Consider the following 20,073-nt stretch of genomic DNA (forward strand, 5'->3'; position numbering starts at 1 on the left):
TTCATTAATGGTCAGCGCCCGTCCCAAGTGAATGCGGGGGGCAGGACGGGCGCTGCATCCGGCGTGTCGCCGGATAAGTTCAGGCCGCGCGATTGACGGGCATCAGACCGGCTCGCCGGCGCTGATGTAGGCGGTCTTGACGGCGGTGTAGAACTCCGCCGCCGCCTTGCCCTGCTCGCGCGGGCCATAGGAGCTGTCGCCGCGGCCGCCGAACGGCACGTGGTAGTCGGTGCCTGCGGTCGGCAGGTTGACGGTGACCACACCGGTGCGCGCGTTGCGGCGGAAATGGGTGGCACGGGCCAGCGACTGTGTCACGATGCCAGAAGTCAGGCCGAAGTTGGTGTCGTTGACCACCGCCAGCGCCTCGTCATAGCTGCCCACCTTGATCACGCTGGTCAGCGGCGCGAACATCTCCTCGCGGTTGATGCGCATATCGTTTGTGGTGTTCAGGAAGACGCCCGGGGACATGTAGAAGCCCTCGTGCGGCATTTCCAAACGCTGGCCGCCGCAGGCCAGTTCGGCGCCTTCGGATGTGCCGGTATCGACATAAGCCAGGTTCTCGTTCAGCTGCTGCTCGCTGACCACCGGCCCCATCTGCACGCCCGCTTCCAGCGCGTGGCCCACTTTCATGGCCTGTGCCCCGGCGACAAGCTTGTCAACAAAGGCATCATGAACAGCCGCGTGGACCACGAGCCGGGAGGAAGCGGTGCATTTCTGTCCGGTGCCGCCAAAGGCGCCGCCCAGCGCCAGGGTGACGGCCAGATCCAGGTCGGCGTCGTCCATCACCGCCAGCGCGTTCTTGGAGCCCATCTCCATCTGCACCTTGGTCAGGTTCTGGATGGCGGCGGCGGCAATGCCCTTGCCCACCGGCACCGATCCGGTGAAGGAGATCGCGTTCACCTTGTGGCTTTCGACCAGGCGCTGGCCAATGGAGCGGCCGGAGCCCATGACCAGCGAGAACAGGCCCTTGGGGATGTCCTGGCGCGCGATGATCTCGGTCAGGGCAACCGCCGAAGCCGGGGTGATGTTCGCGGGCTTCCAGACCACGGCGTTGCCGTAGCACAGCGCCGGCGCGATTTTCCACGAAGCGGTGGCGGTCGGGAAATTCCAGGGGGAGATGATGGCGACCACACCCACCGCCTCGCGGCGCACGTCCACCTCGATGTCCGGGCGCACGGAGTCGGCGTTTTCCCCGATCTGGCGCAGGCATTCGGCGGCGTAATATGTGAAGAACTGGCCAGCCCGGTAGACTTCGCCTTTGCCCTCAGCCAGCGGCTTGCCTTCTTCGCGCGACAAGAGCGTGCCCAGTTCCTCGGCGCGGGCCATCAGCTCATTGCCGATGTTCGTCAGCACCGCCTGCTTGCGCTCCAGCCCGTAGGCGGCCCATTCGCGCTGCGCGGTCTGCGCCTGATCCAGAGTGGCGTCCAGCTGATCGGCGCTGGCCTGGGCAAACATGCCGACCAGATCGCTCAGATCCGAAGGGTTGCGGTTTTCGATTTCGCTTTCGCCAGCCAGCCATTCGCCGGCAATCAGGTTCAGTTTGGTCACGGAGAAGCCCCAGATGCTGAATTTCAGGTTTGCAGCAGGATGGACTTCCGCCCTAGCATCAGTCAAACTCAATAAACTGAACGCAATTTCAATAATTCTGAAGTCATGGCCTTGAAGATCGAAATGCTGCGCGCCTTTTGCACCGTGGCGCAGACCGGGAACCTGTCGGAGGCCGCAAACCGGCTGGGCCGGACCCAATCAGCGGTTTCCATGACCCTCAAGCAGATGGAGGACCATCTGGGCAAGAAGCTGTTTGAGGGCGAGCGCAAGAACCAGCTGTCGCCGCTGGGCGAGCAAGTCTTTGAACTGGCACAGAAACAGGTGCGCCACTTCGACCAGACGGTGCAGAGCATCGAGATGGCAGCCGAGGCGACCCACGGCCTGATCCGCATCGTGTCGGTGCCATCGGTGGCCGCTCTGGTATTCCCGGCGGTGCTGGAGCATATGACCGCCCGCTTCCCGGGCCTGAAGGTAGAGCTGCGCGACACCGACACCCAGCAGGTTCTGGACGCCCTGGCCGAGGGCAAGGCGGATATCGGCATCGCCTCCGGCTATCATCCGCTCAACGGAGTCAAGGCGGTGCCGCTGTTCGAGGATAGGTTTGGCCTGGTCTGCTCTGCCGATCACCCGCTGCTGCGGCAGGAACAGCCGCCGGCGATCGCTGATGTTACCGGGGCCGGTTTTGTCCGCAACGCCCTGTGCGGCCTGATCCGCAACGAGCGCTTTGTCGAGGCCAGCAGCGCGGCCGATGTGACGATCCACAACACCCATTCGCTGATTACCATGGTGCGGACTGGCAAATGGGTGACCGTGCTGCCGCAGACCGTGGCCCGCTTCATGCCGGAAACCACCGCCTTCCGCGCCATAGCTGACTTGCCGGACAAGCGGGAGGTCTACCTCTACCAGCGCGAACGCTCGCGGTTTGCGGCCCTGACCGAGGAATGCAGCAGCTTCATCCAGTCCTGCGACCTGTCACCGGATCAGCCGGAGTAACCGCGCGGCGGCGCCCGCCGCCGTTCAGGCAAGGTGAAAGGACAGATGCGGCGCGCCGCCGCCGGCATCCCGGACCTGCCGGGCCGTGATCCCGAACACCTCCGACACCGTGTCCGGCGTCAAGGCCTGTTGCGGCGTGCCCGATGCCACCAGGCGCCCGCCCGACAGCACCGCCACCCGGTCGCAGGTCAGCGCCTGGTTCAGATCGTGCAGCGCCACCACGGCAGTCACCTTCAGGTTCCGGACACAGTTCAGGATCGACAGCTGGTGGTGGATGTCCAGATGGTTGGTCGGCTCGTCCAGCAGCAGCAGCCCCGGCTGCTGGGCCAGCGCCCGCGCGATATGCAGCCGCTGCCGCTCGCCGCCGGACAGGGTGGCCCATTCGCGCTGGGCAAATGCCTCCATTTCGACCGTCCGCAGAGCTTTGTCCACCTGCCGGGTGTCTTCGCCGCTCCAGGGCCGCAAGGCCGACAGCCAGGGGGTGCGTCCCAGCTCCACGACCGAGCGCGCGGAGATGCGCTCCGCGGTGTCGGCCTGCTGCTCGACGATGGCGATCCGCTGGGCAATTTCCCGGCGCGACAGCCGGGCCAGCGGCTGCTCCGCCAGCAGCACGTCGCCCTGCGAGGGCCGGGCCAGCCCCGCCAGCAGCCGCATCAGCGTCGATTTGCCGGAGCCGTTAGGGCCGACCAGCGCCAGCGTTTCCCCCGGTTGCGCCGACAGCGACACATCCGACAGCAGCTCCTTGCCGCGCACCGAGAAGGACAGGCTGCGGGCTTCGATCCTCATCGCGCAGTCCTCTGCCCGCGCACCAGAATGATGGCAAAGGCCGGCGCTCCGATCAGCGCAGTAACGACGCCGATGGGCAGCACCTGCCCGGGGATGATGATACGGGACACGATGTCGGCGCCGATCAGGAACACCGCTCCGGTCAGGGCGGCGGCGGGCATCAGGCGGCGGTGGCCAGGGCCAACCAGGAACCGCGCCGCGTGCGGGATCACCAGGCCGACAAAGCCGATGGAGCCAACGATCGACACCATCACCGCGGTCATCAGCGCGGTGGCAAAGATCAGCACCACCTGCACCCGCCGCACCGGGATGCCCAGCGCCGCGGCGGAATCGGTGCCAAAGGTGAAGGCATCCAGCGCCCGGGCGTGGAAGCGGCAGACCATCCAGCCCGCCAGCGCCAGCGGCACCGCCAGCCACGCATCCGGCCAGCGCACGCCGCTGAGGTTGCCCATCAGCCAGAACATGATGCCGCGCGCCTGATCCGCATTGGCGGACTTGGCGATGATGAAGGCGGTAAGGGCGTTGAACAGCTGCGAGCCGGCGATCCCCGCCAGCACGATCTGCGCCGCCGCCGCCCGGCTGCTGCCCGCCCCGGCGGCCCGCGCCAGAATGGCGACAAAGCCAAACGCCAGCAGCGCCCCGTTGAAGGCGCCGAAGGACAGCGACAGGGCGCCGCCGCCGAGGCCCGCAATGGTCACCGCCACCGCCCCGGTCGAGGCGCCGGCGGAGATGCCAAGGATGTAGGGATCCGCCAGCGCGTTGCGCAGCAGCGCCTGCAGCACCACGCCCGCCACCGCCAGCGCGGCACCGCACGCCCCAGCCACCAGCGCCCGCGGCAGCCGGTAGCTCCAGATGATGCCCTGGTCCACCGGGTCCACCGGCAGCCCCGCCCCGGCCAGCTTGTTGACAAGAACGGACAGGACAAGGTCAGGCGCAAGCGAGGTTTCCCCGATCATTGCGCCTGCCAGAACCGCCGCAGCCAGCACCGGCAGAGCCAGGCAAGCGCCCCTGACGCCCTGCCAGGCCAGTGCGGCGGCTGCGCTCATGCGCCGTTGCCGATCGCGCTGAGTTCAGCCGCCAGATCCTCCAGCGCCGGGATTGCGCGGATGGTGGCATCCATCGCCTGGGCATCCATCACCACGATGCGGCCGTTCTTCACAGCGTCCATCTGGCTGGCGACCGGATCGGTGCGCAGAAACTCCAGCTTCTTCTCGTAGTCATCGGCGGCAAAGCGGCGGCGGTCCATGCGGGCGATCACGATCACCGTCGGATTGGCCTTGGCGATGGTTTCCCAGCCGACGGTCGGCCATTCCTCGTCAGTTTCGATGACGTTCTTAAGGCCCAGCTGCTGCATCATGTAGCCCGGCGCGCCCTTCTGGCCGGCGACAAACGGGTCGCTTTCCATCTCAGGCGAGGAGAACCAGAACACGGCCGAGGCGTCTTCCAGCGCAACCTCTTGTGCCTTGGCAACTGCCGCGGCTTCGCGGGCCTTGTAGCCGGCGACCAGCTCTGCGCCCTTTTCGGCCTCGCCAAAGATCGCCGCAAGCTCCTCGATGCCCTGATACAGGCTCTCGGTGGTGAACATTTCTGTCCGGGTGCCGTCGCCGCCGGTGGTGTTGTCCTTGCCGGCGCAATCGGCGGGCAGAACATAAGTCGGGATGCCGAGGTCATGGAACTGCTCGCGCTTGGCGACGATGCCTTCGGGGCCGACGTGCCATTCGTACTGCGCCGCCACCAAGCCGGGGCGTTTGGCAACCACGCTTTCAAAGCTCGGGTCGTTGTCGGCCAGACGCTCGACCTTGGCGTTCACCTCGACAAATTCCGGCAGCACGTCGTTGAACCAGACCGAGGTGCCCAGCACCTTGTCCCCCAGCCCCAGCGCATAGAGCACTTCGGTGGCCGCCTGGCCGACGGTTACGGAGGATGCCACAGGGGCTTCGAAGGTGAGGGACTGGCCGCAGTTTTCGATGGTCAGCGGAAAGGATTCATCAGCAGCCGCAGCCTGAGCCGCAAGAGTGAAAGACAGGCCAATAAGGCCGGAACGCAGGAACATTATAGTCGATCTCCATGTGTCAATGACCGGAGAACGGGTGAAAGGGCATTGACCGGCGGGGCAGAAGGTCTGAGCCCTTCCTCTGCGGCGCCTGATCGCGGCGGCGCATCCTGCCGGCAACCTCCCCGGACAACCCCGCCCGGTGTGCTTCGGTTTTTACCGGCAGGTCTCCTGACTGGCGGGTCATCGTCTGGGCCGCCTTCCCGGACCGCTGGGATCCAGTGACGCGATGGCACAGCACTCGCCGCCTACAGTTGCGGGGGCAGTTCCGGTTGGCGCCCGGCAGGCACCGCGGATTCCCTCTTAGCCCTTGCGGGACCGGTTAAGCGCGCGTAGCGCATCGCCCTGCTTGCGGCAAGAAAAAGTTGCCGCTGGCAGGGAAAACCTGCGCGGGAGGCGCCCCCCCCTGCCGGGGCGGGCTACAGGATTTCATCCTCGTCAAACATCGGATCATCCTCCAGCTGGGCGCTGATATCCTCGACCGAATCCTCTGCCTTTGTGACGGAGGGGACCCTTCCCAGATGGAACACTGCATCGCCCTCGTTCACGACGGGCATTACCGCGCGGCCGACAATCAGCCCGTCGAAGGGGGCCAGGATTTCCTCGTCCTGCTCGCCGAAAGGGTCCGATACTGATCCCATCAGCTCCCCTTGCCGGACCAGCTCCCCGTCGTTCCTGTAGACCCTCAGAAGCCCGCCCATCGGCGCCCGCAGCCATTTGCTGGAGGCGCAGAACTGCGGCTGCGATTTGGGTTTGGAAATGCCCTTGGCCGGGACCATCCCCATGTGCCGCAGCACCCGCAGGATGCCGGCCAGCCCGGCCCGGATCGACAGCTCGTCAAAGCGCAGGCCCTCGCCCGCCTCAAACAGCAGGATGTCCTTGCCGATCTCCTTGGCCGCACCGCGCAATGAGCCGTCGCGCAGCGGCGACTGCATCACAATGGGCGCGCCGAACACCCCGGCAAGCTCCCGGGTTTTCGGGTTGTCGGGCGAGATGCGGATCTGCGGGTAATTGGTCCGGTGGACCGCCGCCGAATGCAGGTCGATCCCCAGATCCGAGCGGGCGACCACCTCTGCCATGAACAGATGCGCCAGGCGCGAGGCCAGCGAGCCAAGCTCGCTGCCGGGAAACGCCCGGTTCAGGTCGCGCCTGTCGGGCAGGTAGCGGGAGTGGTTGATGAAGCCGAAGGCATTGACGATCGGCACCGCAATCAGCGTGCCCTTGAGCGTCGTCAGGTTCGGCGCCCGCAGCAGCCGCCGGATGATCTCCACCCCGATCACCTCGTCGCCATGCACGCCGCCGCTGACAAAGACCGTCGGCCCGTCCTGGCGGCCATGCACCACATGCGCCGACATGGTGACCGGCGTGTGATCGGACAGGACGCTGACCGGCAGGTCAACCGTCAGCCGCGAGCCCGGCGCCACCCTGGCATGGCCGATGGCAAAATGCTGCCGCCCCTTCATGCCGTCATCCCTTGCCCTTGGTTTTGGTGGCACCTGCCTTGGCGTTCTTTTCCAGGAATTCGATCATCTTGCCGGCGATATCCAGGCCGGTGGCCTTTTCCACCCCTTCCAGGCCGGGGGAGGAGTTCACTTCCATCACCACCGCGCCATGGTTGGCCCGCAGCATGTCGACGCCACAGGCGTTCAGGCCCATGGTCTTTGCCGCGCGCACGGCGGTGGCGCGTTCTTCCGGCGTCAGTTTCACAACCTGAGCCGACCCGCCGCGGTGCAGGTTGGAGCGGAAATCGCCCTCGGCCCCGGTGCGCTTCATCGCGGCCACGACCTTGCCGCCAATCACGATCGCGCGGATGTCGGTGCCGCCGGCCTCCTTGATGAACTCCTGCATCAGGATATTGACGCCGGCGCCGCGGAACGCCTCGACGACCGACTTGGCCGACCGGTCGGTGTCGGCCAGAACCACGCCGATGCCCTGGGTGCCTTCCAGCAGCTTGATCACGATCGGCGCGCCGCCGGCGAGTTTCAGCACTTCTTCAGTCTGCTTGGGGTCATGGGCAAAGGTGGTGACCGGCAGGCCGACACCGTCGCGCGCCAGCAGCTGCATCGAGCGCAGCTTGTCCCGCGACCGCCCGATGGCGACGCTTTCGTTCAGCGGGTAGACACCCATCATTTCGAACTGCCGCAGCACTGCCGTGCCATAGAAGGTGACCGAGGCGCCGATCCGCGGGATCACGGCGTCATAGCCCTTCAGCTGCTCGCCGTTGTAAAAGATCTCCGGGCGGCGGCTCGCGATATTCATGTAGCAGCGCAGCGTGTCGATGATGTCGAGCTGATGCCCGCGCTCCTCTGCTGCGGCCTTGAGGCGCTTGTGGGTGTACAGGTTGGCATTGCGGGCAAGCATGGCAATTTTCACGTGGTGTCCTTTTCAGGTTGCCGCGCAGCAGCGGCGCGGCTGGCGCAGGCGGCGGTTGAATGGGTTTAGGCCCTGCACAGCAGGGATTTTCTGACAAGTGCTGCTGACCCGTCCGCCGGTATTAGTGTCCGGCGGACGGGCCTCATCGCCAATGGGGATCGATTATCTGCTTTGAGCCTATAAGGTGCCGTATCTGTTTTCAAACGTCCTGCTGCCGGGCCGCCGGGCGCGGCTGGGTTGCCGCCCCAGTACAGCCAGGCTAGTGTCTTGCCTATAGGTAAAAATTCATTGGACCCTGCAGATGGTCACCTTGGCCTGCGCCGCCGTCATCCTGGCCGGGCTTCGCGGGCGTGGTTGCGGCGGCAAGACTTGCGGACGCTGCAGGCTCCCGCGCAAGCTGCGGCCGGCGCAGGCGGTGCAAGGATGCGATTAAAAGTTCCTGCGCGCATTTCCAGGAAAAGAGGCATGTTTTGATTGTTGCGGACAGATCCTTTGTGGTTATGAATGCCAACGCCTTCGTTAGCTGCCGGCGGGCAAGGATATACCGGCGCAGCAGGCTGCGCAGACTGAGTGCCGCGCGGCGGCCGGCGGCTTGAACGGACAAGGATAAGATGGACCCGGAACAGCTGATCGCCTGCCCTGCCTGTGACGTGCTGCACTGCGACCAGGAGGTGGCCAAGCACACCGTCGCCAGGTGCGCCCGCTGCGGCACGGTGCTGGCGGCGCCCAAATCGGGAGCGATGACCCGGATTGCGATGCTGTCCCTGACGGCGCTGATCCTGCTGGCGGCTGCGGCCGGCTTCCCGTTTCTGGAGCTGCAGGCCCAGGGGCTGTCGCACCGGGCCTCGGTGCTGGATGCGGTGCTGGCGTTTTCCCGCGGGCCGATGGCGCCGCTGTCGCTGGCCACAGGCCTGCTGATCGTGCTGCTTCCCGCTGCCCGCTATGGCGCCCTGGTCTATACCCTGGCACCGATGGCCCTGGGCTGGCACCCTGCCCCGCATGCGGCCGCCGTCTACCGCTGGGCAGAGCGGCTGAAGCCCTGGGCGATGGCTGAGATCTTCATCATCGGCGTCGCGGTCGCCCTGGTCAAAGTGTCCGGCCTCGCCCGGGTCGGGCTGGGGCCTGCCTTCTGGGCCTTCGCGGCGCTTTTGGTGGTGACCATCCTGACCGACAGTTCCATTTGCAGGCTGACCGTATGGAAAACCCTGAAGACCCGCCGCGGTTCGTGACCGCAGCCGAGGCCGGGCTGACCGGCTGCCGCACCTGCGGCGCCGTCAACCCAGGCGGCGCGCAGACCTGTTACAGCTGCCGCAGCGCGCTGACCCCGCCCTCCGCTTACAGCCTGCAGCGGGTCTGGGCCTGGCTGGCGGCGGGGCTGATTGCCTATGTCCCCGCCAATATCTACCCGATGCTGCGCACCACCACCTTTGGCCGCGCTTCGGAGAATACTCTGATCGGCGGCATTGCGGAGTTGTTCAGCCATGGCTCCTATGGGGTCGCCTTCATCGTGTTCTTTGCCAGCATCGTGATCCCGCTCGCCAAATTTCTGGCCATCGGCTATCTGGCGGTCTCGGTCCGCAGGCCCGCAGCTCTTGGCAGCCACGGCAGGCTGGTGCTTTATGAGGTTGTCGAATTTATCGGCCGCTGGTCGATGATTGATGTGTTTGTCGTGGCGATCCTGACCGCCCTGGTTCAACTGGATTTTGCCGCTGCCGTCACCCCGGGGATTGCCGCGGTCAGTTTTGCATTGTCGGTTGCCTTCACCATGCTGGCAGCCCAAAGTTTTGATCCGCGGCTGATCTGGAACGCGGAAAAGCGAGAGTATGAATGAGCACGCCTGAACCCGCCACGATGAAAGTCTCCGCGCAGCGCCCGTCGCCGTGGCGCAACCTCTCGCTGGTCTGGCTGGTGCCGCTGGCGGCGCTGGCGGTGTCGCTGGGCGTTGCGTGGCAGGCATACTCCAGCCGGGGAGTTCTGATCCGCATCACTTTCGAGAACGCCTCCGGCGTTGTGGCCAACGAAACCGCGGTGCGCTACCGCGATGTGGCGATCGGTCAGGTAGAGGAGCTCGGCTTTACCGAAGACCTGAGCAAGGTCACCGTCTGGGCCCGCATCGACAAGAAGATTGCCCCCTACCTGGATCAGGACGCCGCCTTTTGGGTGGTCCGCCCGGAGGTCAGCACGCGGGGCATATCCGGCCTCAGCACCGTACTGTCCGGTGTCTATATCGAAGGCACCTGGGATCAGGAGCCCGGCGTGGCCGCCACCCGCTTTGAGGGCGTCGACGGGCCGCCGCTGGTGCAGCCGGGCCGGGACGGGCGGCGCATCACCCTGCGCACCCCTAGTGGCAGCATGATCTCGGAAGGCGCGCCGGTGCTGTTCCGCGGCGTCGAGGTCGGCCGGCTGGAGCAGCCGCGCCTGACGTCCAGCGGCGACAGCGTTGTTGTCGATGCCTTCATCGACGCGCCGCATGACCGCCGCATCAACTCCGCCACCCGGTTCTGGGACACCTCTGGCTTTTCAGTTTCCTTCGGTGCCAGCGGGCTGTCGCTGGACGTGGACAGCATCGCCTCGCTGGTGGCTGGCGGCATCGAATTCGACACCGTTTTCGACGGCGGCAAACCCGTGGGCAAGGACACGGTGTTCGACATTCATGAGGACGAGGCCGCCGCCCGCCGCACCGCTTTTGCGCGCTCGCAGTCGGAAGGCGTATCGGTGGCTGTCGCCTTTGACGAGTCGGTGGCCGGGCTTGCCAGCGGCGCCGCGGTCAGGCTGGGCGGCGTCAAGGTCGGCGAAGTCAGCACCCTGAACGCCGCCATCCAGAACCAGAGCGACGAGCCCGAGGTGCGGCTGATTGCCAAACTGCTTCTTCAGCCTTCGCTGATGGGGCTTCCCCCCGGCGCAGGAGAAACTGAGGTCCTGGATTTCCTGGAACAGGCGGTCGAAGGCGGGCTGCGGGCCCGGCTGGCCGCGGCCGGGCTGCTGAGTTCGGAACTGATTGTTGAACTGGTCACCCTGGATGAAGCCGCTCCGGCGCGGTTCGACCGCAGCGCAGAACCCTTCCCAGAGCTGCCCAGCGCCCCCTCCGACCTGCCCGATTTCACCGCCACGGCGGAAGGCGCGATGGAGCGCATCAGCGAACTGCCCGTTGAGGAGCTGATGGCCCAGGCCATCGCCACCCTGGCCAGCATCGAAGACCTGGCCTCTGCCGACAGCACCCGTGAGGTTCCCGCCGCCGCGGTGGCGCTGCTGGAAGACACCCGCGCGCTGGTCGCGGACCCCGGCACCCGCGCCCTGCCGGCTGAGCTGAACGCCGCCGTGGCGGAGCTGCGCGCCATCCTGACGGAGGTGCAGCAGGGCAATGCGGTCGCCAATCTGAGCGCCGCGCTGGAACAAGGCAGCCAGGCCGCCGCCAGTTTCGCTGCCGCATCGGATGAGCTTCCTGCCTTGGTCAGCGACTTCCGCGCCCTGGCGGCCAAGGCCAATTCCCTGGAAGCCGAAGAGCTGATCCGCTCCGCCAGCCGGCTGATGAACAGCGCCGATGCGCTGATCGGCACCGAGGAGGCCCGCGATCTGCCCCCTGCCCTGACCGGCGCACTGGATGAGGTGCGCCGCACCCTGGAGGCGCTGCGCCAGGGCGGGCTGGTGGACAATGCCAACGCCACCATGGCCTCCGCCCGCGGCGCCGCCGATGCGGTGGCCGCTGCCGCCGAAGGCCTGCCGGCCCTGTCCGCCCGGCTGGAGCGGCTGGTCGCCCAGTCCGAGGCGCTGATCGCCTCCTACGGCGCCCGCTCCAGCTTCAACTCCGAGACGCTGGACGCCCTGCGCGAGGTCAAGACAGCCGCCCGCGCGGTCTCGCAGCTGGCCCGCAAGATTGAACGCGATCCGAATTCCCTGCTGTTTGGAAAATAAAATGTTGAAAGCCCTGACTTTGATGGCCCCCCTTGCCCTGCTTGCGGCCTGCGGCCCCTCCAACGAGGCCCGCTACCTGATCTCCGCAGCGCCGGGCGAGAAAGTGGCGAACCTGCGCTCCCGCACGATCGAGGTGCGGCTGGTCTCGCTGCCCTCCTATGCCGCGGCGTCGGAAATCGTTGCCGAGGGCGACGGCGGCGCGCTGTTTGCCCTTGGCGGGGCGCAATGGGCGGATGACCCTGCCCGCGGCATGACCGCAGCCCTGGCGCGCGGGCTGAACCAGCGCACCGGCGCCGCCGCCGCGATGGAGCCCTGGCCGCTGAACACCGGCCCGGACGTGCGGCTGGATGTGCGGGTCGATCAGGCCTATGCGCGCGCCGACGGGGTATTCGCGCTGACCGGCCAGTTTGCGGTCTCCTCACCCGAAGGCACCGTGCGCGAATTCGTCAAACCGTTCGATATTCTGGCACCCGTCAATGGCACCGGCCCCGCAGCCGCCGCGGACGCCCTGTCGCGCGCGCTGGCGGAGCTTGCGCGGCAGGTGTCGCAAGCAATGTAACGGCCCCGGCCTGACGGAGGCGCGCGCCGGCCACGCTGGCGGCGCGCTTGCGGTCCCGTCAGGCGGGCTGCGCGCCCGGCCCGGCCAGCGGCAGCCCCTGCAGCATGCCGGAGCGGTAGGTTTCGGTGATCAGCATGCAGGAGGTGTTTTCGATTTCCAGGACATACGTCCTGGCCGCCTCCGGATCGGGCACGCCGCAGCGCTGCCACAGCCGGGACAGAACCCCCTCCGGGCACGGCACCGGCCTTTTGCGGGTCAGCTTGATGTCAAAGATATACCCGATCGGCGACAGCCCCTGTTCCAAATGCCGCTGCACCTCCGGGTCGAGCTGCTCCAGCGCGACATAGGTCAGGTTGTCCATCATCACCTCGCCGCGGTGCGACATGCAGACCTGGCGTTCGATAAAGGACGTGCCCGGCAAATGCGCCCTGACCCCGGCGGGAACGTCCCCGGTGACGTTCTGGTGCAGAACATCCAGCTGCACCGGCCCGTCCGCAAGTGTCTCGCAGATCAGCGTGGCGGAGCCGTCCTGCACCAGCAGCATCTTTTTCCAAACCGCGGCCCATTTCGCAAACGGGCTGCCGGCGGCCAGGCCATCGTCAAACCGCTTGCGCAGCAGCGGCGCCTGTGGCCCGTTCGGGCCGGCGGGCGGCGTGCCCGCGCTCTGGTGCTGACTGCCGGTGCTCATGTGCTGTTACTTTCATTGCCGGATCCGGCGAAACCAATAGCAGCACCGGCGCCGGGGTCAAACGGCTATGCCCCGACGGCGGCCCCGGCTGCCGCCCTGTGCCCCGCCGCCAGCGGCCGGAACCGCCGTTCAAGCGAAAAATTTCCGTTACTGTGCGGCCATTTGAAACGGTCCGGGCAGATGCAGCCGCTTGCAGCGCCCTCCTTCATGGCACGCAGCACTTTGCCGCTGCCCCAAGCGAGCATGCGTTGCAGTCTCACCACGCCCGCTCCCGCCCAGAACCGCCGCGTGCCGCAGCGGCTGCGGGGACCGCTGCCGGCCTTGACGGCTGCAAGGCCCGCGGCACATCAGTGCAGAAGCGACGCCGCTTCGGTCAGGTGGTCCGGCGACAAGGGTTTGCACAGGAATTTCTTGACCAGGGGGAACTTGGCCGCACGCTCCAGATCCGCCGGATTGACCGTGGTGCTGACAATCACCACCACAGGCACCGGGTCCATGGCCTGGATCTGATCGGCGTATCTTTCCAGAAATTCGAAGCCGCTGATCGGCGGCATGTTGATGTCCAGGAAAATGAGTTCCGGCGGCCGCCCGCCGTCTTGGATGAATTGCATTGCCGCCAAAGGCCCGTCGAACAGCTCCAGATTTTCGAACATCTGCGATCTGCTGATGATGCGTTCCGCAAACTTCCGGTCCATCCTGTCATCATCAATGACGTAAACGACTTTATCACGGCTACTCATCCTGATTCTCCTCCAAATCCAGATCGACGCTGAAAGCCGCGCCTTTCCCGGCCTGCGAAACGACCTGAAGCACCGTGCCGTGGGCCTCTGCCACACGCTTGCACAGGGCCAGCCCGATGCCCGAACCGGGGCATTGCTCATAGCGGTGCAGGCGTTTGAACAGCTCAAAAATCCTGTCTTGCATGTCCTCAGGTATGCCAGGCCCGCTGTCGGACACAGACAGCCGCACCTTGCCCGCCGTCTCAGCCGGCACACACACGATCCGGACCTCTGCCCGCGGCCCTTCGCTCCCGTATGTCAGGGCATTTGACAGAAGGTTGGTCAGCAAAACCCGTATCTGGAACGGGCTGCCCATTACCGCGGGCAACGCCCCCACATGGATCTCCGCCTGCGCGCTGGCGGCCAAAGCGTCCATGTCCTTGAGGATCTGCTGCACCATCTGCTGCAGGTCCACGCGCTCCGGCGTGAACTGGTGACCGACAACGTTGGAGTAATCCAGCACGTCATCGACAAGCTGGCGCATCCGCTGGGCGGTGCCGATCAGATCCGTGATCAGCTCCTGCGCCTCGGGCTTCAAATCCGCCTGAAAATCCTCCAGCAGAACGCCCAGAAAACAGTAAAGCGTGTTGATCGGTGTCTTCAGATCATGGGACAGCGCATAGGTGAAATTCGACTGGTCCTGGTTGGCCTGCACCAGCTGCCGGTTCTTGCTTTCCAGCTCTTGCGCGCGCAGGCGGATCTCATTCGTGCGCTTGCGGACCTCCCGGTCCAGCTCGTCCCGCTGGCGGGCCAGTTCGAAGGTGATGTCGCGCAATTCCTCCTCGACGCGGCGGCGCTCTGCGATTTCTTTTCTCAGGGCGGCCATGCCGCTGACGTAGCCGCGCAGCGCCATGTCATAGACTGCCACGCCCTCCAGGAAAAAATCTTCTGCCCGTTCAAGGCATGCGCCGCTGCTGCCCGCCGGCAGCAGGCTGTCGCGCAGCCCGGCAAAATGCATCAGCCCGAAGTCGGGCAACGGCACTTCCGCCTCCAGGGCAAACCGCGCCGTCTCATACGCCTCTGCCAGAAGCTCAGCTTCCCCGCTTTGGAGATAGGCGGCCAAGGCTGTCTGATACCGCTGCGCCACCAGCGTCAAGGTCTCTTTCGCCGGGTGCCAGTCCACACCGGTCATGGGCTCCTCCGCTGATGGGAAAGGGCCAGAACCGTGCGGTCATCATGGTCTTTGCCGTATGTGGCAAGACAGGAGGCGACCCACTCCTGAGGCGGCATGCGGGCGGAGGGGAGAGCGTCGCGGAACCGCCGCGATACCCCATCCGAGGCAAGGACCAGGATGTGGTTGGGCGGGAACGGCTGGATTTGGGGCAGCACCCCGGGGAACTGCACTCCCAGGGTTCCGCCCTTTTGCAGGATGGCCGAGCTGCCTTCACTATCCGGTGGAAGCGCGCAGATGACACCCTCGACATCCCCGACCGCGGCCCACTCGACGGCGGCGAGTTCCGGGTCTATCAGCGCCACGGCAAGCGCTGCGCCGCGTGTGCCCAGGACACGCTCATGCGCGGTTTCAAACACCTCCGCAATTGAACTGGCGGAGACGGTCGCAAGCGCCTCCAGGCAGGCGTTTGCTGCGGCCTGGGCGCCCTGTCCGCTGCCGACGCCATCCGCCAAAGCCACCATCAGCCTGCTGCCGGCACGCCGCAGCAAATAACCGTCGCCGCAAACAGAGCCCGCCATCTTCGGCGCCTGCGCCGCCGCCCAGTCGATCCGGGTGCCGCCCGTCTCAAAGGCGATGCTGCCGCTGTCTGCGCTTACCGCCATTTTATCACCGTCACGACAAGGCCCTGGCCGGGGTCCGAGCAGATATCGAACTCATCAACGATACGCCGCGTTCCCGGCAGCCCGAGGCCCAGGCTGTTGCCGGTGGAATAGCCGTCCTGCAAAGCCAGCTCCACATTGGCCAGTCCGGGTCCCCGGTCCCGGGCCGTCACCTTGATACCGGTCTTTGCACCGGCCCTGGCCGTGCAGATCTCGATTTCTCCCTCCTTGGCATAATTCACGATATTCCGGGCCAGCTCCGATACGGCAGTTGCAATCAGGGCCTGGTCCGGCCTGCTGAACTCCAGCTCTTCCGCGAGCCGGCGCGCCAGCTGTCGTGCCGCCACCACGTCGCTGTCACAGGAGACCCGCTGCAGCATCACAGCGGGATCCGCTGCGGGCGCCTTCATGGACCGTCTCGCAGAATGGCGATGCCGTGATCTAAGTTCAGCGCTGTGGGTATGTTTTCCAGTTTGAGGCCAAGCAGCACCATTGCCATCGCGATTTCCGGGCGGATGCCCACAATGGCAATCTTTGCGCCGCGCAGCGAGACCGACGCCGCGATATCGCTCAGCATCCTGGTGCCGAAGCTGTCGATCACATCCAGCAGGCTGACATCCAGGATGACCTTGGTTGCCGACAGGCGCGCAACCTCAAGCAGGATGTGGTTCTGCATCTCCTGGATGTCGCTATCCGACAGCTCCTCCTGCACCGCTGCTATCAGAAGGTCGCCCTGGCTGACGATGGGGACACGCCGGCCCACCCTAGCGCTCCAGAAGCTTGCGCGCGGTTTCAACACCCCGCTCAAGATCTCCCGCAGGGTTCAGCGCCTCGCCGGTCACGCCGATCTTGACTAGGGATTGCGCCACCTCGGCGCTGATGCCGGTCAGAACGGAGTGCGCGCCCATCAGGCGGGTTGCCGTCATTGTCTGTATCAGGTGATTGGCAACCATGCTGTCGACCGCAGCAACCCCGGTAATGTCAAGCACCACCGCCCGGGCATTCTGCTCCCGGATTGCATCAAGGATCTGCATTGTCAGAAGCCGCGACCGGTGACTGTCAAGCACGCCGACCACAGGCACCAGCAGCAGCCCCGCCTGCAGGCGCAGCACCGGCGTCGGCAGCTCGCTCAGCTGGCGTTCCCGCTGTTCGATCGCATCGCTCCGGGCGGCCGAGAAGGCTTCGATCGTCATAGCCTGATGGCACGCCGCCGCCTTGCGCAGCGCTTTCTCGGTCTCCATGGCGCCGGCTTCGTCTTCGGCCTCCTGCCGCAGCAGATCGCAGATCCGGTTGATGGCAAAGGTATAGAGGCCAAGATAGAAGCTTGGTGAGATGCCATTGTTTTCATTGAACAGCCCGGCGCGCCCGCGGTCCTGGAAGGATTTCTGGTCGAGGCCTGCCTCAAAAAGCTCCAGCAGATGCCGCCGCTGCTCGTCGCGGACGTCCTGCATGCCGTGCGGAGGGCCGTCGCCGCCGGGACGGTCGTACCCGCCCTCCCGGCTGTAGAATTCCTCCAAAATCGCCTCGATATTCTGTTCGGCCAAAGGCAGCAGGCCGGACACCCGGACCCGGTCGTCCTGGCTGACATCGAACCAGCCCCATACCTCCCGCAGCCCCTTGGACGGGGATTGGAGTGTGGAAGAAATGACCTCGTTCATGGCGCCCTCGCAACGATGGATATGCCCCACGAGAGTCCGGTGATATGCTTAACGAAGACCTAAGAGGCCAAGGGGCAGCCAATAATTCCCCGTAAAACCAGTGCGTTGAAACTGGTTGCGGACGGCCCAGGGTTTACCCCGCCCCGCGGGCCCAGCTGACGCCCCGGGATCAGAGCCCGTCAACGTCTCTAAACGCCGCGTCTGCCGCGTGCTGGGACAACACCGATCCAGGCAGCGGCGTATCCCGCAAGGCCGCGCAGACGCGGATAGATTGGTGGCTGACATGATCGAACTGGCCCGGCAGTACGGCCGATATGGCTGCCGCAGGATCGCAGCGCTGCTGCGAGAGGCCGGTTGGTCTGTCAGTGACGGACGTATCGAGCGGGCGTGGCGGCGAGAGGCGCTGAAGGTTCCGGAAAAGTAACCGAAGAAGGGAAGGCTCTGGCAGAATGACGGATCAAGGTGACCTCAGCAAACCAGGGGGTTACGGCAGCGAAGGCTGTATTACTTAGGCCTATTGTCCGCCAGCCCGCTATTGTGATGACAATGCGATGCTCGGATTCTGAATTGTTGGTGATACTGCTTGCGGGCTATGCATCCGCGAAGACACCAGCGAAATCACTCAGGACCTTTCACGGTTCGTGCCACATGTGATTTCGGTGTAAATTCCGCCCGATTGAGGTCAACGCGAAAGTACTTGGGCAAGTGCTACTGTCAAAGGAAGTATGATGTGTGAAACTTCAGACTTGATCTGACGGACACCTCAGCTTTCCGTGCTGAATACGGTCTGGCGGCTGTCCGATGGTCTGGAAGCTGGAGGATTGGCAGCAGCACTGCAACGAGGACAGACCACACAGCGCGATCGGATATAACATCCCGATCGCCATGCATTATCCCGATGGCGTCGCCAGCCCGTCATCGTGAAACAGCCGGGAAACTCCAGCGCCCCGCGGTAAAGCACTGGGACTCAGAGCACAATCCCTCAGACTCCCGCTGAGAACGAGGGACAGGCGGGGCGCAGGTCGCGGGCAGCTCGCTCGCGGCCCTCCCTTGTCAAATTACCCAGCACTGTCCCCTCTGCGCGGAAGCGAGTTACTCAGACGTTTAAAGCCCACCGGGAAGGCTTTTGTTACAACCCCAGCTTCGAACGGGCTCCCAAAACATTGGATTGAAATTTGTACCCCTTTTTCATCCCGGAATACTTTTTAATTCCAGAATTCTTTCCGGCCAGCGGCCACCATTCCGGATCATTGGGCCAGCTGCGCCAAACGGTTCCCCAGCGGTCAACGACATGGGAAATACAGGTCTGATCGCCAAGGCTCTTGCCTGCCTGATCGCCGTTCGGCCAGTACCAGGACAGCTGATGGCAGACGCTTCCCTGAGCGTCGATTGTCCATTCCCCGGCGCCCAGGCTTTCACTGTTTTCGCCGCACCAGGCGCGGGCTTGCTGGTTGGGGGCATAGTAAATGCCGCCGCCGCACCCTTCGGCCCAGATGTCAGTCTTTCCGGCATAGATCCCCGCAATGCGTTGCGGAGAGGCGGGCTTGGCGCTGCGAGGTTTCGGATCCGCGAGAACAAGCGACGGAAGGGCGCCCAGAAGGACAGTTGCGGCGAGTTTCGCAGCCAATTTCATGTAAAATCTCCTACGGTTAACAGCAGGCGGTCAACAAAGGCCGCCCTGGAATTTTGCGTGTTTCTTGCCTGTCCCCGCATGGCGTCCTTGCCTTGGAAGCCAAGGCCGCTGCCGGGACATGGCCTCTTCAGAACAGAAAGTTGGACCCGTCGTCGAGCTGTTCGACGGTCGTGTTTTGCACCGTTATTGTGACATTTCCGAAGTAGACGAACACATCCTCGCCCTGCTGGTCAAAATCCACCCCATTCATGCCGGACGCTCCGCTTTTCACGTGAATTTTGTCAATTCCGATTTGGAAGTCGGTAATGACGTCTGTGTGATCGTTCCGTCTGAACACAAAGACATCAGCGCCAGCCCCTCCGGTGAGCAGGTCATCGCTTTGCCCGCCTGTCAGGGTGTCTTGCCCGCCGCCGCCGCGCAGGGTGTCATTGCCGGCGCCGCCAGACAGCTTGTCGTTTCCCTTGTTCCCAAACAGGGTGTCGTTTTCAGAGCCGCCGGCCAGCTTGTCGCGCCCGCGTCCGCCGATGAGTTCGTCACTGCCGTCTCCGCCTTGCAGCAGGTCCCGTCCGCCGCCGCCCAGCAGCCGGTCATCGCCGCCCCCGCCTGCCAGCGTGTCGTTGCCTGCTCCGCCCCATGCGGTGTCGTTGCCAGTGCCAAGACGGAGAACATCACTTCCGCCCAGCGACCGGATTTCGAGACCGGTGCCAAGGTTCAGGGAAATGTCGTCATCTCCGGAAAACAGTCTCCGCATCAGTTGCTGAGCGCTCATCGCCTCATACTCCGCATAAGGGAGTGCGAAACCCGAAATCGAGACGAGCGACGTGTCACCGTCGGAATAGGACAGGGAATAGATTTCCCAGTCACTTTGGAGTGTGCTGGTGAAGTTACCTGTCAGCGTCAGAACAGAGCCATCAAGGGCAGTCATCTCGATCGAGAAGCTGTCGTATACGGTGCTCGCGGACTCATCGAAATCTTCGAATGCCAGGAGTCTGATCAGAGTCGGCGCGCCATTTAAACCGCCGATAAATGCGTTAGCCATGGCATGTGTCTTTCTGCTGTGTAAACTTCATCGTGCTTATACCGGTAGAACAGGACCGGGGAAAAACAATCAATTTTCAATAAATCCTGCCTGCAGGCCGGATTTGAATAGATTTTCGAGGCCAAAGCGGCCTGACGGGCAAAACTGTTTCCAACTTCTGAACTGTTCTGTGTGCGAACCGCAAGCGGAGACCCTGCGGCCTGAGAATCGTGCCGCGTTTTGCCTGGCGGCCGGTCTGCGTTTTGACCGCAAGGAGCACCGGATTTCCTCGGCTTCTTC

Annotated in this window: 20 protein-coding genes, 2 pseudogenes and 1 riboswitch; of the genes and pseudogenes, 7 read left to right on the plus strand and 15 right to left on the minus strand. The window is 64.7% G+C overall.

What is annotated here, in order from left to right:
• Positions 1 to 102: 102 nt before the first annotated feature.
• On the minus strand, positions 103 to 1,548 hold the full coding sequence (locus B2P87_RS02030; RefSeq protein WP_141890933.1) for an aldehyde dehydrogenase family protein: 1,446 nt from the start codon (positions 1,546 to 1,548) through the stop codon (positions 103 to 105).
• Between the two features lie 105 nt (positions 1,549 to 1,653).
• On the opposite strand from B2P87_RS02030, the gene B2P87_RS02035 reads away from it, so the two are divergent.
• Positions 1,654 to 2,541, plus strand: a complete 888-nt coding sequence (locus B2P87_RS02035; protein WP_141890934.1) for a LysR family transcriptional regulator — start codon at positions 1,654 to 1,656, stop codon at positions 2,539 to 2,541.
• Between the two features lie 275 nt (positions 2,542 to 2,816).
• Here B2P87_RS02035 and B2P87_RS02040 read toward each other — a convergent pair.
• The 5 genes and pseudogenes from B2P87_RS02040 to rimK all read right to left on the minus strand — a co-directional run.
• Positions 2,817 to 3,327 (minus strand): annotated as a pseudogene (locus B2P87_RS02040) (ABC transporter ATP-binding protein); the annotation flags it as partial.
• A complete protein-coding gene (locus B2P87_RS02045) occupies positions 3,324 to 4,373 on the minus strand; it encodes a FecCD family ABC transporter permease (RefSeq protein WP_141890936.1) in 1,050 nt (349 codons plus the stop codon). The pseudogene B2P87_RS02040 and the gene B2P87_RS02045, both read right to left, overlap by 4 nt.
• Complete coding sequence (locus B2P87_RS02050) at positions 4,370 to 5,380, minus strand: ABC transporter substrate-binding protein (RefSeq protein ID WP_141890937.1); 1,011 nt, start codon at positions 5,378 to 5,380, stop codon at positions 4,370 to 4,372. Before B2P87_RS02050 ends, B2P87_RS02045 begins: the two co-directional genes overlap by 4 nt.
• Positions 5,381 to 5,524: 144 nt before the next feature.
• A riboswitch (cobalamin riboswitch) is annotated at positions 5,525 to 5,718 on the minus strand.
• Positions 5,719 to 5,799: 81 nt separating this feature from the next.
• Complete coding sequence (locus B2P87_RS02055) at positions 5,800 to 6,843, minus strand: succinylglutamate desuccinylase/aspartoacylase family protein (RefSeq protein WP_141890938.1); 1,044 nt, start codon at positions 6,841 to 6,843, stop codon at positions 5,800 to 5,802.
• Between the two features lie 4 nt (positions 6,844 to 6,847).
• Positions 6,848 to 7,753, minus strand: a complete 906-nt coding sequence (gene rimK / locus B2P87_RS02060; protein ID WP_141890939.1) for a 30S ribosomal protein S6--L-glutamate ligase — start codon at positions 7,751 to 7,753, stop codon at positions 6,848 to 6,850.
• A 611-nt stretch (positions 7,754 to 8,364) separates the two neighbouring features.
• On the opposite strand from rimK, the gene B2P87_RS02065 reads away from it, so the two are divergent.
• From B2P87_RS02065 to B2P87_RS02080, 4 genes are read left to right on the plus strand one after another with little or no spacing between them, the layout of a single operon-like run.
• Positions 8,365 to 8,982: a paraquat-inducible protein A gene (locus B2P87_RS02065; RefSeq protein WP_141890940.1), complete on the plus strand. Its 618-nt coding sequence runs from the start codon at positions 8,365 to 8,367 to the stop codon at positions 8,980 to 8,982.
• Entirely contained in the window at positions 8,949 to 9,584 is a 636-nt protein-coding gene (locus tag B2P87_RS02070; RefSeq protein WP_208764491.1) for a paraquat-inducible protein A, read from the plus strand. The genes B2P87_RS02065 and B2P87_RS02070 overlap by 34 nt, the downstream gene beginning before the upstream one ends.
• Entirely contained in the window at positions 9,581 to 11,665 is a 2,085-nt protein-coding gene (locus B2P87_RS02075) for an MlaD family protein (protein WP_141890941.1), read from the plus strand. The genes B2P87_RS02070 and B2P87_RS02075 overlap by 4 nt, the downstream gene beginning before the upstream one ends.
• A 22-nt stretch (positions 11,666 to 11,687) precedes the next feature.
• Positions 11,688 to 12,224 (plus strand): PqiC family protein, encoded by a 537-nt coding sequence (locus tag B2P87_RS02080; RefSeq protein ID WP_244270191.1) that lies wholly within the window; start codon positions 11,688 to 11,690, stop codon positions 12,222 to 12,224.
• Between the two features lie 58 nt (positions 12,225 to 12,282).
• Here B2P87_RS02080 and B2P87_RS02085 read toward each other — a convergent pair whose 3' ends face one another.
• The 7 genes from B2P87_RS02085 to B2P87_RS02115 all read right to left on the minus strand — a co-directional run bounded on the left by B2P87_RS02085 (position 12,283) and on the right by B2P87_RS02115 (position 17,122).
• Entirely contained in the window at positions 12,283 to 12,912 is a 630-nt protein-coding gene (locus B2P87_RS02085) for a chorismate--pyruvate lyase family protein (RefSeq protein WP_141890942.1), read from the minus strand.
• Between the two features lie 347 nt (positions 12,913 to 13,259).
• Positions 13,260 to 13,652, minus strand: a complete 393-nt coding sequence (locus B2P87_RS02090; RefSeq protein ID WP_141890943.1) for a response regulator — start codon at positions 13,650 to 13,652, stop codon at positions 13,260 to 13,262.
• Positions 13,645 to 14,823, minus strand: a complete 1,179-nt coding sequence (locus tag B2P87_RS02095; RefSeq protein WP_141890944.1) for a sensor histidine kinase — start codon at positions 14,821 to 14,823, stop codon at positions 13,645 to 13,647. The genes B2P87_RS02090 and B2P87_RS02095 overlap by 8 nt, the downstream gene beginning before the upstream one ends.
• Positions 14,820 to 15,467: a SpoIIE family protein phosphatase gene (locus tag B2P87_RS02100; RefSeq protein ID WP_141890945.1), complete on the minus strand. Its 648-nt coding sequence runs from the start codon at positions 15,465 to 15,467 to the stop codon at positions 14,820 to 14,822. Before B2P87_RS02100 ends, B2P87_RS02095 begins: the two co-directional genes overlap by 4 nt.
• A complete protein-coding gene (locus tag B2P87_RS02105; protein ID WP_141890946.1) occupies positions 15,458 to 15,874 on the minus strand; it encodes an anti-sigma regulatory factor in 417 nt (138 codons plus the stop codon). Before B2P87_RS02105 ends, B2P87_RS02100 begins: the two co-directional genes overlap by 10 nt.
• Positions 15,871 to 16,227, minus strand: a complete 357-nt coding sequence (locus B2P87_RS02110) for an STAS domain-containing protein (protein WP_141890947.1) — start codon at positions 16,225 to 16,227, stop codon at positions 15,871 to 15,873. The genes B2P87_RS02105 and B2P87_RS02110 overlap by 4 nt, the downstream gene beginning before the upstream one ends.
• A gap of 1 nt (position 16,228) precedes the next feature.
• Positions 16,229 to 17,122: an STAS domain-containing protein gene (locus tag B2P87_RS02115; protein WP_141890948.1), complete on the minus strand. Its 894-nt coding sequence runs from the start codon at positions 17,120 to 17,122 to the stop codon at positions 16,229 to 16,231.
• Between the two features lie 181 nt (positions 17,123 to 17,303).
• On the opposite strand from B2P87_RS02115, the pseudogene B2P87_RS02120 reads away from it, so the two are divergent.
• Both B2P87_RS02120 and B2P87_RS02125 read left to right on the plus strand, forming a co-directional pair.
• Positions 17,304 to 17,543, plus strand: a pseudogene (locus B2P87_RS02120) (IS3 family transposase); the annotation flags it as partial.
• 145 nt (positions 17,544 to 17,688) lie between these two features.
• Positions 17,689 to 17,787, plus strand: coding sequence for a glutathionylspermidine synthase family protein (locus B2P87_RS02125; RefSeq protein ID WP_286851602.1), 99 nt, complete (start codon positions 17,689 to 17,691; stop codon positions 17,785 to 17,787).
• A gap of 464 nt (positions 17,788 to 18,251) precedes the next feature.
• On the opposite strand, the gene B2P87_RS02130 is transcribed toward B2P87_RS02125, so the two are convergent.
• Both B2P87_RS02130 and B2P87_RS02135 read right to left on the minus strand, forming a co-directional pair.
• The gene (locus B2P87_RS02130; RefSeq protein ID WP_141890949.1) at positions 18,252 to 18,755 is read right to left on the minus strand and encodes a DUF995 domain-containing protein; all 504 of its coding nucleotides are present in this window, start codon (positions 18,753 to 18,755) and stop codon (positions 18,252 to 18,254) included.
• Positions 18,756 to 18,882: 127 nt separating this feature from the next.
• Complete coding sequence (locus B2P87_RS02135; protein WP_141890950.1) at positions 18,883 to 19,794, minus strand: calcium-binding protein; 912 nt, start codon at positions 19,792 to 19,794, stop codon at positions 18,883 to 18,885.
• Between the last annotated feature and the right edge of the window lie 279 nt (positions 19,795 to 20,073).

The organism is Leisingera sp. UBA4491, from assembly GCF_002388965.1.
Classification (GTDB): domain Bacteria; phylum Pseudomonadota; class Alphaproteobacteria; order Rhodobacterales; family Rhodobacteraceae; genus Leisingera; species Leisingera aquaemixtae.